At 44.0% G+C, this 17,208-nt stretch carries 9 protein-coding genes; 2 read left to right on the forward strand and 7 right to left on the reverse strand.

Going from position 1 to position 17,208, the window contains the following annotated elements; all coding sequences use genetic code 11:
* Position 1: 1 nt before the first annotated feature.
* Complete coding sequence (locus tag CWC22_RS21740; protein ID WP_138539143.1) at positions 2 to 1,114, forward strand: tryptophan 7-halogenase; 1,113 nt, start codon at positions 2 to 4, stop codon at positions 1,112 to 1,114.
* Between the two features lie 90 nt (positions 1,115 to 1,204).
* Here the strand turns inward: CWC22_RS21740 and CWC22_RS21745 are convergent, their stop codons facing one another.
* From CWC22_RS21745 to CWC22_RS21760, 4 genes are all read right to left on the reverse strand, one after another.
* A complete protein-coding gene (locus CWC22_RS21745; protein ID WP_138539144.1) occupies positions 1,205 to 1,552 on the reverse strand; it encodes a hypothetical protein in 348 nt (115 codons plus the stop codon).
* Between the two features lie 279 nt (positions 1,553 to 1,831).
* Positions 1,832 to 3,586 carry a hypothetical protein gene (locus tag CWC22_RS21750; protein WP_138539145.1) on the reverse strand — a complete coding sequence of 585 codons (1,755 nt, stop codon included), beginning with the start codon at positions 3,584 to 3,586 and terminating at the stop codon, positions 1,832 to 1,834.
* A gap of 184 nt (positions 3,587 to 3,770) precedes the next feature.
* Complete coding sequence (locus tag CWC22_RS21755; RefSeq protein WP_138539146.1) at positions 3,771 to 5,354, reverse strand: hypothetical protein; 1,584 nt, start codon at positions 5,352 to 5,354, stop codon at positions 3,771 to 3,773.
* A 49-nt stretch (positions 5,355 to 5,403) separates the two neighbouring features.
* Positions 5,404 to 6,375 (reverse strand): hypothetical protein, encoded by a 972-nt coding sequence (locus CWC22_RS21760; protein ID WP_049862959.1) that lies wholly within the window; start codon positions 6,373 to 6,375, stop codon positions 5,404 to 5,406.
* Between the two features lie 429 nt (positions 6,376 to 6,804).
* Between CWC22_RS21760 and CWC22_RS21765 the strand changes: the two genes are divergently transcribed.
* The gene (locus CWC22_RS21765; protein WP_138539147.1) at positions 6,805 to 7,302 is read left to right on the forward strand and encodes a YdcF family protein; all 498 of its coding nucleotides are present in this window, start codon (positions 6,805 to 6,807) and stop codon (positions 7,300 to 7,302) included.
* Between the two features lie 535 nt (positions 7,303 to 7,837).
* Here CWC22_RS21765 and CWC22_RS21770 read toward each other — a convergent pair.
* The 3 genes from CWC22_RS21770 to CWC22_RS21780 all read right to left on the reverse strand — a co-directional run bounded on the left by CWC22_RS21770 (position 7,838) and on the right by CWC22_RS21780 (position 17,119).
* Positions 7,838 to 8,185, reverse strand: coding sequence for a hypothetical protein (locus CWC22_RS21770; protein WP_195879891.1), 348 nt, complete (start codon positions 8,183 to 8,185; stop codon positions 7,838 to 7,840).
* A gap of 946 nt (positions 8,186 to 9,131) precedes the next feature.
* A complete protein-coding gene (locus CWC22_RS21775; RefSeq protein ID WP_138539149.1) occupies positions 9,132 to 9,797 on the reverse strand; it encodes a hypothetical protein in 666 nt (221 codons plus the stop codon).
* A 17-nt stretch (positions 9,798 to 9,814) separates the two neighbouring features.
* Positions 9,815 to 17,119 (reverse strand): RHS repeat-associated core domain-containing protein, encoded by a 7,305-nt coding sequence (locus tag CWC22_RS21780; protein ID WP_171045121.1) that lies wholly within the window; start codon positions 17,117 to 17,119, stop codon positions 9,815 to 9,817.
* Positions 17,120 to 17,208 lie beyond the last annotated feature (89 nt).

Consider the following 17,208-nt stretch of genomic DNA (forward strand, 5'->3'; position numbering starts at 1 on the left):
AATGAGCGCGATTGATGACAGCAGGGAATTTGACGTGGCCATTGTGGGTGGTGGTCCGGCAGGGACAGCCACGGGGATCGCGCTACAAAATATCGGCGTCGGCAGGGTTTTCCTTGCCGAAGCTGGTAGCTACAGCAAACCTAAAATTGGTGAGAGTATTCCGCCTGACACCCGTAAATTATTTCAACGCCTGAACATTGCTGATGCCTTTGAACAGCAAGACCATGAACCTTGCCTGGGCAGTTTCTCCAGCTGGGGCAGCGCACAACTGGGGTTTAATGATAACTTGTTCAACCCCTATGGCGCGGGCTGGCATCTCGACAGACGTCGCTTTGACCAGTTTATGGCAGATCAGTTTAAGCAAAGGGGGGGTCACCTTGCCTGTGAAACGCGTTTTGCGTCTGTCTCTGTTGAGCACAACACGCTCCATCCATTCCAGTTATCTTTTGACGATCAGCCGCCTGTACGATGTCGTTTTGTGGTGGATGCCACAGGTCAGTCTGCCATCGTTGCACGCAGGTTCGGCGCCCAACCCAAAATGCAGGATACGATGCTAAGCATTGCCGCTTATTTTGATTGCAAAGATACCGACTTAAATACACTCAAGCTGACTTTGCTTGAGGCCATCGACCTTGGCTGGTGGTATTGCGCCTCTATTCCAAACAACCAGCTGGTGGTCAGTTTGACAACCGATGCCCATATCGCCAAAGAGCATGGGCTGAAAGACCCCAAAAACTGGTTCGCCCTGTTACATCAGAGCGCACATGTGGCAGAGCGCGTACACAGCCTCGCCCCGCCTGCGCATTTACACAACTGGAAAACCCCCTCTAGTTTGCTTAACCCTCCGGCAGGCAATGGCTGGCTGGCAGTTGGCGACGCAGCATCCTGCTATGACCCCATCAGCTCTCAGGGGGTTTACAAAGCGCTGGCAACCGGGCTTAAAGCAGCACACGCCATCGCAGACTGGCTGGATAACAAGCCAACTACACTGGCTGAGTACCGGCAATTCATAGGCAATGAGTTTATTAATTACCTCAGCCAAAGAGAATACTTCTACCAACAAGAGCAGCGCTGGCATGAGGCCGCATTCTGGCAGCAACGCCGGGCAAGCTGACGGTAATACAAATTACCACTCAATAATCAACAAACATGCCCGCCAAGTCGGGCATTTTAGTTTTAAAATTTAGCTAATCCGGCAGTACGCTCACTCTCCGCCTTTTAACCAGTCAGACTTTTCATAGGTGTACTCTATATTAAAGCTGCTATCCGGGTGGAGGGTAAAAACCAACCCCCAGATCTGCTCATTGCTTGTTTCGAGCAGGTTATCACGAAGGAAAAAAGCAGCACTATGTAAATCAATTGCAGCCTGAAGCGGGATATCCACACTAAGGGAAGGGCATGTTTTCTGGCCTTTAAAGTGCTTCCATACCGTTTCAGCTGTCGCACCATCGCCAATTTCTAATATCATTTCCAGCTTATCAAATGGCTCGTCAGGGTCGAAGTAGGCACAAAGCACGTTTCCCAGAATATTGTATGCTTGTTCTGTGTTCATCGTTCATTCTCTTAGTCTGTTTACTGTTTAGGCCTGTGCTGTCTCTTCACAATAGCACTTAAATCACAACAACGAGGCCGCCCCTTGTGGGGAGCTTGCTGTACAGTTACTCGATACGCTAAGAAAGGTATGATCAGCGTGTTCTGCAATGATGAATGCAGAAGGTAAGAACGAAAAGACCAGGCGCCTTCGGTTTAAAGCGCAACACCTGATTGTTACGTTGCTCGTAAACGGGAAAGGAAAAGTCTAATTTCCTTCCCCGGTGAGCCTGGCGAACTCTTAGAACTGGTTTGTGTTGTTTTGCGCTATCGCCACATCGGTCGCCCGCGCGTATTCGACATAGTCGACATACAGCAAATTAACTATTTTACCGTACTGATTTTTCTCAGGCAGCTCGACCATTGCACTGCCTAATGCCCGGTTTGCTTCTTTGGAGACCGGCCATACGGCTGTTGGCGGGGTGAGTGTCCATGAGAGTAAGAAGAGATCGCACGGCACGCTTGGATCTTTTTTGCACTTGCCGGTAAATGTCTCGAATTTCTCAAACTGGTCTTTCTTCATCGAGCTAAAACTAATGGTATTAGAATACTCATCAAAGACGGTGAGATCAGCTTGAGCAACAGAGCCCGAATCCCAGTCTTTATAAACCCAAAAACCTTGCTGTGGTTGGTCAATTGCTAAATCATTGCCAACGGCCACCATCATTGCTGTACCGTCGTTTACGTATTCACTGAGCGTGCCCTCAGCTAGACGCTTGCCTTCAGGTTTCGTTTTAACCATCCATGCACCTATTGCATCTTCAACTTGTTGACGAAATACAGGGTAATTAGCGCTATTGATGCCATCAAAGTGAGAAAACTTGAGGATAGCAAGCTCCTTATGGCCTTGTTCACAGTAGGCACGAATGTCGGACAATACTTCTGATAAGTCAGGTCCGGTAATTGGGCCATGATAAATAACAAACTTACTGCCAATCCATTTGGGGCGCAAATCGAAGTATCTGACTCCTGCTTCTAATTGACCTTTAATGGACAAGTCTTGCGTTTTGCCAAATACGGCTAGTCCACCTTTATACATCCCCGAATCATGAGAAGCTGGCAGGGCCAATTCTGAAATAGTTCTGTTACCCAGTTCGCTTAACCTGTCTTGCATCCATGAAGCCCGGTTTGTGAGCATGGAGGTGGAATACCACAATCCGTATAGAATTGTTTCTGAAGGGTGCACCTGCACTGCTGTGTTATTAGCAATGCCAACGGAAGGACGCTGACCATCATCAAATTCAACAGCGTCACTTTGCCAGTCAATTTGAGTCCCACTAATTTGGCCCTGGCGTTGATAAAGCTTTGTGCCCTGACTCCATACTGCTATCACCATTTCATCGTCGGTTAACGCGACACTTGGCGCCGTACCCGACCCAAACTCATGGCTACTACCAAAGTCAACTTTGCTGCCATTCACTCGACCCACGTGATACCAGACTTTTGATTTACTTTGAGACTGGTGTACTTCAACGACGTAGCCATTATTATTCAGGGCGACCTGAGGAACCGAACCTGAGTCGTATTCATGGCTGGAATGCCAATCAACTTTGCTCCCGTTTACCTGCCCCACGTGATAGTAAAGACCGTTGCTAAATGGGCTTTGAGTCTTATGAACTTCTACCACAATACCATCGTCGTTGACTGCAACATGCGGTTCAATACCACTGTCGTACTTATGAGAGCTATGCCAGCTTACGCCGTTTGAAGACACATCCCCGACATGATAGTACAGTGTAGAGCCAGCCTGGTTTTTATGAACTTCAACCGCAACACCCCGGTTGTTCATTGCCACAGCAGGCGTGTTACCGTCATCATAGTGGTGACTGGATCCCCAGCTTACAGTTGCTTTGTTTAAGTTGCCAAATCGATAGTAAAGCTTATAACCTTCTTCGTTCTTATGTACCTCCAGTATCTGACCAGAAGCATTAATCGCTACGTTGGGAATACTGCCTGTGTCGTATTGTTCTGCTAGTCCAAAAAATACATCTTTCATCGGTTTATTCCTCATATTGACCGTTTAATAAGTGATGAAAGGTTAGAAGGCCCGGGGTAAGCTTGGTATTACATAATATTACGTGCAGCCTTAATGACTGGATGAACATAAGTTAGTAAGCTGGCCACTCTTTAGCGTTTGTTAATTGCTAAAAGAGTGGCATAAACACACGACCACCCTATGACTACTGTTGAATGATCGACGCAAGACGCTTTTTAATTATTGGGTGTGTTGTTGCCTGATAAAACGCCGTCAGTTTGCCGATATTCTCCTCAGATAACGTGTAGTCAGCACGCTGATATGTCCTGACAAACGCATCCACTGTATTCACATCTGGCGCATCGGTCAGGCTGGTGACAACCTGATCCTGATAGACTTCATTGTTCGCCAACGATTTGATTGTATTGCGCCTGACTTGTCCGTCTGTGTGGTTCAGATATTCGGGCAGCCTGTTCACCAAAGCTGGATTTTTGCTATTGGCGATCGCCAAAATGGCTGTTGGCAGCTGTTGTGGCTCGGTCAATTTGCGTTCTAATAATCGCTCCACCTGCTGTGACTGAGCTGGCGAAAACTTATTCATCGTGCCAATACTCAGCAAGGCAACGCCTGACAATGTTTGGTCAGAATGATCGTCTGCCACAGCTTGCAGGCTGGTAAATGCAATATTTGACGCATTTTCGATTCTGCCCAGTGCCATTGCGACCTTTTGCAAAGAGGGATGGTCAAGGTCGCGTTCAATCAGCAAGTCAGCAAGGGTTTGTTCGGCCTCCGGTGTCTGTGCTTTTTGCAACGAATAGATCAATGCGGAGTTCAGACCAGCATGCTCCGTCAGGTAGGCCTTAATGGTACTATGATCGTAGTTCTCTAACATGAACTTCCCGATTTCTTTTGCCAGCATGGGATCCAAAGAACCAGATAACTGCTCCAACTGTGCCATAAAGTTCTCCGCAGTGATCACGACCGGTGCAGACGGGTTATTATCTAACGATGGGATACTCGCATTATGAGATGCGCTCCAGTTGGCCAGAGCAAATGGCTGGTATTCTACAGGCTGTATTTTCACAGTTTGTACAATTTGATACTGTTGCGTGTTTTGCTGCAAAGTTTGCGTATGACTGTACTCAAGCGTGAGCAGGCCTGGCTGATTGGTCATAGTATGATCAGCGTTTTTTAATGTGAGTAACCAGCTTTCTTGCGCTTTATTATTGGTTTGCCTCTGTTGCCTCACAATTTCTCTGCCAATGGCATTGCCATCTTGCTCAAAGCGATATGTCGTTGATCCCAATGCATCATTGAAGGTTAGTATTTCTGTTAGTGAATAGCTCATCAGATCCAGTATTTTTGGCAACACGGATAACGGATGAGACTGCGCTAACCCCAACAGATCTGAATGTACAAATTGCTGTCCGTCATAAGAAAAGTAAAACGGTAACTGCTGCGGCATGTGCTGAGCTTTATTATCAGAGACAAATTCTATATCGGTTAGCAGCGCGGCAGACCTTGAAGCATTCCCCAAAGCCTGATGAAAGTACATTTTCCATGTTAAATCAGAGTGAGCAAACGCAGTGCCTTTATCACTCAATACAGCAGACTGTATATGGACTTGATATCCAGAAATATGCGCCTGGTTCTTGACGTGATTGGGGTTAGCAGTGCGCAGTGCTTTAGCGTCTGGGCTCTGATAGGCCTGTTTAAATGACAAATTAGCCACGAAAACCAAGATGCCTAATAGACTAAAAGAAGCCAGCGTAATCGTTATTTTTTTCATAAAGCTATCTCGAAATGGTGGCCTTATTCAGGCCACCAACATCCAGGGGTTATAGATCTTCCCAAACAGGGCTTGCATATTCGTACAATACGGTTTCACGCGTATACAGCGGGTCCCATTTCAGGACATCCACATTAAACTGCAACAACCCCCACAGCTTTTTGCAGTAAGCCTGGATCTTGCCATCTCCACCAGTCAGCTTAGTGCTTACCTTCAGCTCCAGGAAGCCTTGTTCAATCACTTGTTCATCCTGAACGATGCGACGGATTCCGGCTTCTACATAGCCCTTGCCCTTCACTTTTAGTAAGTTAACTTTACCTTTAACACCGGCTTCAGAGATGCCATGGCCAAACGATCCATACGCCGAGCTGGATACTACACCGCCGACAAACGGCTCTACAGCAGCATAGACATAATCAGGGCGTCTTACTCCGTCTACCTCAAATGGCTCTTCGTTGCCATGCCCACCAATCACACCACCCACGGTAAATTCAGCACCGGCTTCAATACCCGCACCAAATTTAACGCCTAATTTGAGCAGGCCCAGAGGGTCAAGCGGCAGCTCAACTTTAGGCTTAATGGGTTCAGGGATCAGATCAAAGTAATACTCAACAGGATAGGTGATCGAAGCATCTAACAGATCGTCACAGTTTGGCTTGAAGGCTGCGACAGTGTCTTCACCTACAGTAAAATTAAAGCTCATGCCCTGAGTACAATCCAGTTTGCTGGGGTTAAACGAAAACTCCAGCTCCCCGATGGACATTTTAAAGTTACGGTTATTCAGCTTTAGCCAGTTTCCAGCCTGATAAAAACCTTGTGTAGCACCATTTTGCACCTGATCAACGTACATCCAGCCCTGCTGATCACGATACTGATGAGACTGGCCAATCACTTTGTTCTTTTGTATCGAACGCGCATTACGCTCAACATAGCCAGGATCTTTATACAGGTAAGCATTTGCAACCGGTGACAATGTAATCGCAGAGATAACGCTCAACATTGCAGCGTATTTAAACTTCATAATTTCCTCATTATTTTATTAGAATTTTAAAATTTCATTTCTACATATGTTGCGCAACACCAAAAAGATACACATTTATTTTTACATTTTACTTTCAAGATTACCTTTTTGTGGTAAATGAGGTTTTCGTTTATGTTTTGGGTAAAAAATTAGCACTTTAGTTTTATGCATGCTTTCAATTGAATTTATTAGAGTTTTTGTCCTAAAAGTCAGATATCAGAATGTATTCCAGGTGCCTCTTTCAAAGTGCACAGACGTCCCCCAACAGGAATAGTGCAAAAATACAAATAATAGACATCAACACTGTTACAAATGGCTGTCACACATCCCATGTAATAAAGACGGATGATCTGTACTGTGCATTTAAGTACTATTACCTGACCAGATTAAATTGCTCAAAGACATAGCCCAGGTTCAAAGAGGATAGAAATGGCGTTTACAAACAAAGATGTGTTGATTGTATTAGGTTGCACCAATGATGATAGCGGCGTGCTTTCCAGCCTGGCGAAAGAGCGGGCAGACAAAGCAATTGAAGTGCTTAGCAAGCATCAGATCCGGTGTGTGCTTACCGGTGGCTTTGGTCCACACTTTAATGCCACAACAACGCCACACTACGAATATATGCGACACTACATCGAAGGCCAGCTTACCCAGCCGATGCACTTTATTCAGGGGATATCGTCAGCCAATACATTCGAGGATGCGCAAAAAACCAGTGAGCTTCTGAGCAGCCTGGACTACAACAATGCGTATGTGATTACCTCAGATTTTCATGCAGCCCGGGTCGGCATGCTGTTCGAATTATTCTGTAAAAAACGCGTCAGGCTCATCACATCTATCACTGAAAAGAATGCCAGAGAGTTAATTGAACTGATGCAACACGAAATCAAGGCCATCTCCTATGCCGCCAAGCTCAATAACCTTTGATGCATATCCACAGAATTAAGCGAGCATAAAGCAACAATAAATTCCCCTGCTATGCCTGGTTGCTATGCTTAAGGGCTTACTGTTTGATTCCCACATTGACGAGCAAATTAACTGCCGCCACACTAAATCTTGCAAAGTAAATTCTGGAGTGTCAGTTAAATCTTCTCAAAAAATCCAGATATAACCAGCTGCTCTTTAGCGAGCGGGTCGTCGTCGAGTTTTATATAGGTACACCTCAACCAGATTACATTGCACTTTGGCAAACAGATAAGTAGTTTTCAGTGACCCACTTAACCCACACGGGTTAACCCGATTTCCCCGTTAAGATAGCTGTCCTCACATCGAAAAATACCCTAGTAGTATTTAGCATCCGGTAAGCTGATCGGTCTTTTCTATACCACTGGCATAATCTATCACCCTCAATACATCGAGTATTACCAATAGATAAATGGCGCACTTCCATATGCCAATTTTAGTTGGCAGCCCATGTAAACCATCTCCTTTATAATTACCGAACACCAAGCTAAGACAAGCTTTATTTTAGCGTGATAAAATTCACATCTGACAATCCAGGATATATAGTGCATTTTTCTCTGGCATACACGTCAACCTTAACTTTCGTCGTATATGCGGTCAACGCCAGTGATAACAATGTCTTTCCCATCGGAGTATCACCTTTAAATTGCATGCGTTTAGCAGGTAAAGTATGGCAACTGCCTTCGAGACCATGCATAACCGTATCTGAGGTAAATAACACCGAACACATATCATAGGTATCTACATACCCACAATAAACACTCTCTATTACCGCATCTTTCACATGTACTACCGCATTTGCAGAGCAAGATGCAATTATACATAATACAAACACAAAACACTTCATAATTACCCTCTTTTTATTTAAACCTAAAAATAAACATAAAGCCAAACCTTGCAATTAAAGCCTGCTAAAATTTAAATGACCGACTCAATAAAGATTCACAAAAATAATTACCATGTTATTTTTAATTCAACACCCTAAATCCATTGGGTGCTTTCTAAATATAGAAGGCACATCTTCTTTACGCCAATTTCAGGTAACAGTTAACTTTCTCACTGTGTTGATGTTACTACACAAAAATAAGGCGCTCACTAATCGCCAAATTTTAATGGATATCGCCTTAACTTTGCACGCTGAAGTTTTTGTCCTTTTTAGGCATAAAAATTTGCAAATATTGGAACAAGAAAGACAACAACTAAAAATGGGTATTGCATCAGGAGATACCACCTACTTTTATCTAGTACTTTTATTAGATCTTTCGACTCTATAGATTTTCTATATTTCCCCGTCATTAATAAAAAGTAAAATTTTATATCTTTCATCAACATGAACTTACTTTCAACTGAATTGGGAAAAACAACTAGCTTTTTTAGTTCATCCTTACAACCCAAAGCCAGAACGTCATCGAGTGAGCCAATGTACTTTGATGTAAAATACACCACGCACAACACGTTAATTAAAAAAACAGTTTCAAGCACTAAAAACCCTCTTACAACCACAATTCGGACCAGAATTCAGAAACAGTAGAATGAATTACAAACCACACAAGTAATGCAAACTCCCCCACGCTCAAAGCCTAACCGGTATAACAATTAAATAGCAAAACATCCATCCTAAGCTGGTACACTTCCAAGTTGAACCTGCCCTGGTATCATTGCACATAAAAAGGGCGCTCACTGAGCGCCAACTTTGAATGGGTGTTTCGCAACTGTTAGTAGCAGTCCATGTAACTATGTAATTCCTTACCCTAATCAACAGTGTAGTAATTTAGGAAGGATATATTCATCAGTTAACCCTCTTTAAGCTTTATTGGCGAGGGTGGCATCAGAGCCTCACGAACTCCTTCCGTTTCAAACTCTAATGCACAATAGGACTCCAACAACAATTCGGTGTTACTCAGCTTCAACTGTTGCTCATTTTCCAAATCAATATAAGCCAGGTAGTATTGATACACAGTACCATTTAAGATGTTTGTAGCACTGACATTTTTGATCCCAAGCAATTGAACCAATCCGTACTCATGTGTTAATTCGAAAAAAGTACACTTCGGTTGTGGCTGCGCTAGAACTTTTACAGAAACCGAGTCGCCATAAAACAAGCTGCTGAATAATGGGATAAAAATATCAAAATGAGTTGTACTAAGACCTAGTTTAACCCACACCTTTGTAACCTCTGCTACCAACCTGTCAGATAACGATAACTCCCCCTCGATAAACGTATTGGAGTTCAGTATGAGTGCGATAAGATCATCAGCACTCATATAGCTGTAGCCTCCAAATACTACAATATGGAGATTATCCACCCCACCCAAATCACAACGGTCACCTTTCAAGTTGTTTACTGTACCCGGAATGACTTCCTTTATATAGGCATCCCTGCACCCAGATAAAGTTACATTCTCTTGAGCGAATACTGACATAGACAGAACTAAAAAAAACCAAATTAAATGTTTCACTTATTACCTCTAACGCACTATTTCAAAGCCGAATTTAGCCTGTATTCGAGTAAATCACCTACATTACTGGTAAGTGCCTGATTATAACTTTCCATAAACGCACCATTATTAGAGTCAATATCAACCGCCCCAATTACCCCCCAAAACATTTCAGCATAGCTTTGAACGGCCCCCCTGAAGTTCCCTTTTGCCAGGTCTAACCCTCCCTCATAGTAGCTTAACGTAATTTCACCTGTTGATAACGCAAGGTTATTTAGCCCCCCAGAGCTTATACTCTGAGAAACCTTTTGGAGCCTGTAGTTAACTGTAGCTCTATCTAGCTTCATAATAGAATCTAGTTCTTTACCAGAAAAATCCCTTTCCGCTAACATCTCTTCCAACGTAGCGAGCCTCATACGAGCTTCATCGCGAGTTGAACCTTTCTTATTGAGCTCTTTTGCATTGCTTACTTCATCTTGCATAGCTGTGAGTGCCTGGTCGTCTTTCTCCGCAAACTTCCCACCATTTTCAGCATTAAACCACCACTGCATTGCTGAGGTCACCGCACCATTTGCAAACTTCCCGCCGGTCACTTCAGACACAGTTCCTCCAACAAGGCCTGCAATTACGGTTCTGCGCACGGCATCAGCTGTAGTACCCGTTTGGGGGTTCATAAATCCTTTCATGGAAGCCGTTACCATGGAGCTGACAAAACCATGGCCAAACTCCCCACCCTGCAGTACAGAGGCAATGCCACCAACTGCTGCGTGCGATGCCACATTCGCGACGGCATACCATCCATCAAAGGGTAGATGACTGCCAATCACTGACGATGCAGCGATTGTCAGATTTGAAATCACAAACCCTCGTAATGCAGCACCAAAGCTCCCTGTAACTGCGTAGGTTTTCAATGCCTGATAGATACCTACAGACCAGGGGGCTACGAAAGTAAGTCCGATACTGACGGCAGCATCGAGAATAGGTACTTTAGCTATAGCCTTCAATATTGACGAAATACCAGTAACTTCCATCAATTTTTTCAGGAAGTAGCCACTTGGATCGTTATACGTCAATGGGTTATTGAGCACGTAACTATATCGGTTATGGCTTTGTGTTACGCCCGGAAATTGAACGAATGGGTCTGCTTGTAAAAAACGACCAATATTCGCGTCATAGATCCGCCCATTCATATGCACAATTTCAAGATCATCTATTTGCTCATGACCGGTAAATCCACGCATCTGAGATAACGGCATCAAGCTAAGAGATAATCCCGATGACGCATACACCTGCTGCTGCTTACCCCATGGGTCATACAAATACTGTGCAATCGCATTACCAGAGCCATTGGTCACCATTACCGTTGAGCCAAGCATATCCGTGTGTGCAACTTCGGTTTTCAGGCCTTGCCCTTCGATTTCGCTAATCACTACACCGGCAACATACCAACGGTGTTCAATCTGGTCAGGGAGTGCTTTTCCGTAACCGTCCTTACCGCCAGCGCGTTTTGTCAGCTCATAAATTTTACCGATGTAGTAAGTTTCTTTAGTCTGAATGTTGCCATTTATGCTTCGTACATCTTTACGATAGTATCGCGTTTGCTTCTCATCGTATTTAAACTCAGTATAAGTAGAGCTGTTTTTCAGTATTTTATACGGCTTATCAAAATGCGTATAAAAGAACTTACGCTGGCCATCATTTACGATGTTTCCATGTTCATCATATTGCATTGAGTAACTGCGCTTACCAGCTTTTCCGCTGATACTGCTTAACTGATAAGGATTACTCTTATTGTTGTAGTGGTATGTACCCACATTTGAATGCGATTTCAGGTTACCAAAACCATCGTAGCTATAGCTTTCGTTCGCAAGTCTCAGAGGCGTAGCATAATTACTGCTTGAATGCGTAACCGTACGACTCTCAAGTCGTTGTAACCCATTATCTTCATACTCGAATGTCTCCGCATATTTAAACCAGTCACTGCCATAACCTGGTTCATAATACGTGCTTTCACGCGAGCGCGTTGTTCCCCGAGCATCGTGCTTGTAGGTCACATTGTATAGCGTTTGTCTGCCATTACTGATAGTAATAGAATCGATGAAGCCACTGTCACTTTCAAAAGCCTGTGCTCTTGTAACGCCACCAGCCAACAACTGCTCTGTAACACGACCTTGCGCATCAACTTCTTTAATTTCACTCAGTAACGTATTGGTTTGTGCATTAATTGTCTTATAGGCATACCCATGACGATAAAGTGTTTTTACAAACAACCCATTAGGCAATGCCCGATCAGTTAGCTGACCAACACTGTTGTAACCATTTACGATTGCAAATTCACCACCTTCATTGCTTGTAACCTGTTTGCTCGGCCTGCCAAACCCATCGAAGTAGTAGAATTTACTAAGTGACGGTGTCGCTCTGCTGGCTAACAGGTCACAGCTCCAAATTGGAGGACGTGCATTCGGCCTGCTTGGCTTCGGCTTACCCACTCGATACTGATGCGTAGCAATGAGTTTCCCTAAGTTTCTTGCACTACTGCTTTCACCATATACGTAACACTGAATTAACTGCTTTGAAATCTGCTTTTCAACTTGCACCGTTCTTTGAATCCGCCCCCACCTATCATAGTGGTGTTCAAGCTTTTCATAAACGTCACCTGCACTACTGCGGCTTGTAATGACGGACTTTATTTCACCAAAAGTGCTGTAAAAAGTTTTCCATTCACCTCTGGACGGATCTTTGACTTTAAGCTTACGCCCATAGTTGTCGTATTCTGTATGTATCTCTGAGGATTTAAAGGTACTGGTGTTGACGTCATAAATCTCATTTCGGGCAGTCACCTGATTACCAAATGCATCATATTCGAAGACAACTTTACTAACCTTTTTGTAATCGGCACCGAAGACATAAGGCTCAGTTTTAAATACAGTGCGGCCCAAAATATCCACACGCTCTCTTCGGTAGTAACCTCTGACAGCCACACCATCATTGGCGCTCGAATTATCAGATGTTACCGTGTCATTACCGTAGTAATTGATACTAGTTGATTTGCCACCGGGCTTTGTGGACGTGGTCAGACGATTGTATTTGTCATAGCGGTACTGGAAACTTTCTGGTCGCTCTCCAGGGCGATACGGCAAAGTTTTACTCTGCGGATTGTTATGTTTGTCATATGTAATGTCTTCATATGACTGAGTCCCATCTAACAGATACTTAATACTTCTGGATTGTCTGCCAAACTTGTCATAGACCGTGTAAACCGGTGAGCTGCCTGGCTCAACAGACTGAGTAAAGTAATACCCATTGACACCAGCACACAATTTATTGCTTCCACACAATTGGGTCGATTGTCTCGATTCATTGCCATCGGCATGGATCGTTTTGACCGGATCCCCCCATGCATCAAAGAAACTGGTACTCGTTAACCCATTTGGATCTGTGACTGAACTAGAATGAATGATCCCCTTGGCTGATCTCGTTCCATTGTACAGGTATGATGTCTTGTGACCTTGTATATTGGTATTTTGAATAACCAATTCACCAGTGCTATCGTACTGTTTTGTACTGGTTCGGCTTCCATGGTATCCGGAAACAGTGGTTTTATTAACATTGCCAAACGCATCATATTCATAACTTTTAGTATGAGTGTTATATCTGTCACAATATCCAGTTGCCGGACGCGTCACCGACTCAGAGGCACATTCCCCTGCGACAGTCTCGCTTTTTAGCATCAAGTTTGGATAGTATTCAAATTCAGTCTGACGTGTGGCCTTTCTGTACCCATTTTTCATTTCTTGCGTAACAGTGGCTTTTTTAAGTCGACCAAACCTCAGCCCATCATTCTCCGTATGATAAGTATTGATGTTGGTTGTCGTATGATCAGCAAAGATCAAAGCTGTGTTATCTGCCGCAAATGTCTTCACAACTGTTTTTGTCAGATTCCCCCACTTTTCGGACATTCCCTCATCATAACTATTCACCGTTAGAACTCGTTTTATCTCTCGGCGCTCATTATCAGTGCCTATCTGCCAGCCCCTTTCAGATGCCTGTCTCAAATAAACGAACGTCTCGCCCAGGTGGCTTTTAGAAGTAGACCAGGTTGATTTAGCCTCGGCAATCAACAGATCATCAGATGTATAAGTCACCGTCCTCGCGGGCCTTCCGGTATACGGCCAGTTCTGGTGATAGTAGGTAGAGGTTTTTACACCGCTATGCTTATCAGTCGTTGAGATTTGATGAAACCCTTGCGTGCCCCTTCCTCTCTTATTAATAACCAGACCGGCATATTCATAGCGCACGCCAACACGCTCATTAAAGCCAGCCAGCGTGTTCGAATCGCTATTAACTTCATTGACAACCCAAACTCCATGTTTAGGTGAGAAGAAGGAAGCATTGACTTTGCCCAGTGTATTAAGTGCCGGGATATAGGTGTATACCGAGCGGTCTTTGATATTTTTATAATCAATACTGGTCTTTACACCAAAGCCATTAGTAATAGATACAAGACGGTGTTCAGCCCCTTGCGCCGATTTTGTATCATTTAATATCTGATTCCAGGTTGCATCTGCCATTGGAGTCGAGTTACTGCGCAACATATCTGGCAGCCCATCGCCGTTTACATCGGCGAGCTTCAGGGTATAGTTAGTTGTGGGCAGCGCAGAACCAACTTTATGGTACTCATAGACAGCAGATGCTGCACCGATGCTTTTACCAAGCCAATATACGGTTTGCAGTCCATCCCCATATTTCGCTGGCACCCAGTACTCTCCTGGCGGACACTGTTGTCGCGTCTCTAGCTGAGGCTCTCCAGAAACAGGCCTTTCACGTGGATCTCCATTCTCATTACGACACTCGCCATGCCTGACAATGGTGCGGATAGGCTGCAAAGCTACAATATCAGAAAGCTGATCATTGTTAATATCTGCAAAGTGCACATTACCTTTGTATGCATCAGATCCCAGTTTTTCATCAATGTTCGGCAAGCGCCTTTCAGGGAGAAATGGCGAGGTGGTAGAGCCCGTTGATACTCTGGAGTACCAAATGCCTTTCTTTGTATATACAAGATCAGCATAACCATCCTGGTTAAGCGCAGCAAAACGCAAATCTGTATCACTTTCTAAATCTATTGGGTGCGCGTCATAGTTTGCTGTCTGCTTACTTATCAGTACTTTATATGTAAAAACATCTGCTGTGTTAGAGCAACGTGCATAGCTGCTGCTGGGGCGGTACGCACTTTTTAGCTTAACAACGAAGTCAGAAATACCGTCGCCGTTAAGATCTCCGGTTTTTGTGAACTTGGTCTCAATTTGTCGACTAATTGAACAACCGGTTCTGGCCGGCCCAAAGTCCCTATCAGTAAACGTATAAAAATACTTTATATTGCTATCGTACTTGCGTCCTAATGTGTCCTTTGAAGCAATATTTGCTCGGTAGCCAAGTGATTTACCCGTTGCATGCAACCAGTCAACTAAACCATCTCCATTGACGTCTGCCAACATGGCAGGCTGAGCGCCATAACTAATACCTAGGTTCTGGGCGTTACTAAAAGACCTTTCCTCGACATAATCTACCACACGGCAGAATAAGTCATCTTCGTTTTTAAGAAACTCATCTTCACATATGTATTTCGAACGGTTGACGGTACCTGGCTGAAAAGCCCTTGCATACCAGATACTATTTTCAGCATAGATAATATCCGTATAACCGTCACCATTGACGTCTGCCAGTTGGAAGGCAGACGCTGATTTAAGGTTTCTAGTGACCGTGTCAGTAATCCCTTCTGTAATCGCAACCGTTAGCTGTTTACCTGTTTTATCTGTAAAGACTTTATCCGCCTTACCGTCACCATTAAAGTCGCCAAATAACGTCGTCGTTCTGAGGCCCGACTCCTGAAAGCCACTAAACGTAAACTTTGTCTCGTCTAACGATTTATTGTATTCAAATTGAGTTGCTGGCTTACATGATCCACCACTGGAGATACACTCCTGAATACTATCAATATAGTCATGCTTACTACCGTCACTATTGATGGCGTAGTGACGATAAGCTTCGCCACTCTTAGTCACTGTAATACTTGTTATACGCCTGGTCGAATGGGTTTTTCCTCCTAACAGGTAGCCAGAATGCCTTGTATTTCGCATAGCGTAATTGAACGCAACGCTTACTTGGCCATAAAGGATCGAAGTGAGCCTGTGCGTACCTAAGTGCTCACTCTTGTCATACTGAAATTGAATTGTGTTGTTATAAACATCTTCGACCTTAGACAGAGCCCAGGTATGTGTTGTTTTTCGGTTATCTGAGGGCGTTGCAGGCTTTACATTAGAATCTGAACTTAAGCCATAATATTTAACATCCCCGTCTTTTGTTTCAACTATAAAACTGCTTGGACCGGTGTTTATGCTGTCTTTGCCCACAGCGGTAATTTTAGAAAAGCTCGCGAGCTCTGTTCGGTAAGTGCTATTTGCAGCACCATAAGTACCACTAACCAGTAAAAGCCTCTGCCCATCCAAACAATAGCCATCATTTCTAGACAAACGAACTGCTGACTGTTCACCATCTGTTGCAATGTTTTTGGAGCACCGGGTAATGCTGGACCCTGCGGAAACATACCACCCATAGCCTGCATTTCCCGGACCACTGCCAGAGCTATAGGAAATTGCAACAGAAGGTTTTATGCCTCCCGGACCAGTTGGCAAAGAAACGGGGATTGTATAAGTAGACTGACCTGACTCATCGACTCTGAAGTGGCCAGTAGTCAATGCCACCTTTGTCGCTGGTGTCGCAACTTGCTTATTGGTGTAAACATAACCACCATCAGCACTGCCAAGAAAAACCTCGTCATGAAAACTGACATCAATGATTCCATCGCCGTTAACATCCTTTAATGTGTAAGCCCCCAGATTAATATTTGTGGGGATTTCTACTCCATTCACATAGCCGCTTTGCTTATTTAGAGATAGTAAAGTAGCCGGATAATAGGATGTTGCATCGGTATAGAGGATGAGTCCTTCTTCACCATTTGCACCAAGATTGACACTTTTTAAACGTGATAAAAGTGAACTGTCTTTGATAAGACTCGGTTTTAGAGCTTCCCATTCATGCCCATTGAGAAACGATTGGACCCACTGACCATTGATATACTGTATTTTTATCAGACCATTACTGGGGTAAATCAAAAGAGGGATCGACACTTGATCGACAGCAATCAACACAAATTGCTTTGGGCTTTCGACGTAAATTGCGCCGCTCTTATCTTTATACGTAAAATAGCTCTTATCAACAGTTGCTTTGACAAAACAACTGAATGTTAAAAGCATCAATACTAGAAGGTATTTAAATTTCATACTCGCTTTCATGGTCCGGACAATAGAGCACCAGTGAGTTGCCTCAATGGATGATTGGTTGAACAAAAAGCGGGCAATTTACTTATGAA

Source organism: Pseudoalteromonas rubra (genome assembly GCF_005886805.2).
Taxonomy (GTDB): domain Bacteria; phylum Pseudomonadota; class Gammaproteobacteria; order Enterobacterales; family Alteromonadaceae; genus Pseudoalteromonas; species Pseudoalteromonas rubra_D.

Excerpts from the sequence above, each read along its gene's own strand:
- CWC22_RS21755 (WP_138539146.1), bottom strand. The coding sequence starts at position 5,354 with ATGAAAAAAATAACGATTACGCTGGCTTCTTTTAGTCTATTAGGCATC.
- CWC22_RS21740 (WP_138539143.1), top strand. The coding sequence starts at position 2 with ATGAGCGCGATTGATGACAGCAGGGAATTTGACGTGGCCATTGTGGGT.
- CWC22_RS21760 (WP_049862959.1), bottom strand. The coding sequence starts at position 6,375 with ATGAAGTTTAAATACGCTGCAATGTTGAGCGTTATCTCTGCGATTACA.
- CWC22_RS21770 (WP_195879891.1), bottom strand. The coding sequence starts at position 8,185 with ATGAAGTGTTTTGTGTTTGTATTATGTATAATTGCATCTTGCTCTGCA.
- CWC22_RS21750 (WP_138539145.1), bottom strand. The coding sequence starts at position 3,586 with ATGAAAGATGTATTTTTTGGACTAGCAGAACAATACGACACAGGCAGT.
- CWC22_RS21745 (WP_138539144.1), bottom strand. The coding sequence starts at position 1,552 with ATGAACACAGAACAAGCATACAATATTCTGGGAAACGTGCTTTGTGCC.
- CWC22_RS21780 (WP_171045121.1), bottom strand. The coding sequence starts at position 17,119 with ATGAAATTTAAATACCTTCTAGTATTGATGCTTTTAACATTCAGTTGT.
- CWC22_RS21765 (WP_138539147.1), top strand. The coding sequence starts at position 6,805 with ATGGCGTTTACAAACAAAGATGTGTTGATTGTATTAGGTTGCACCAAT.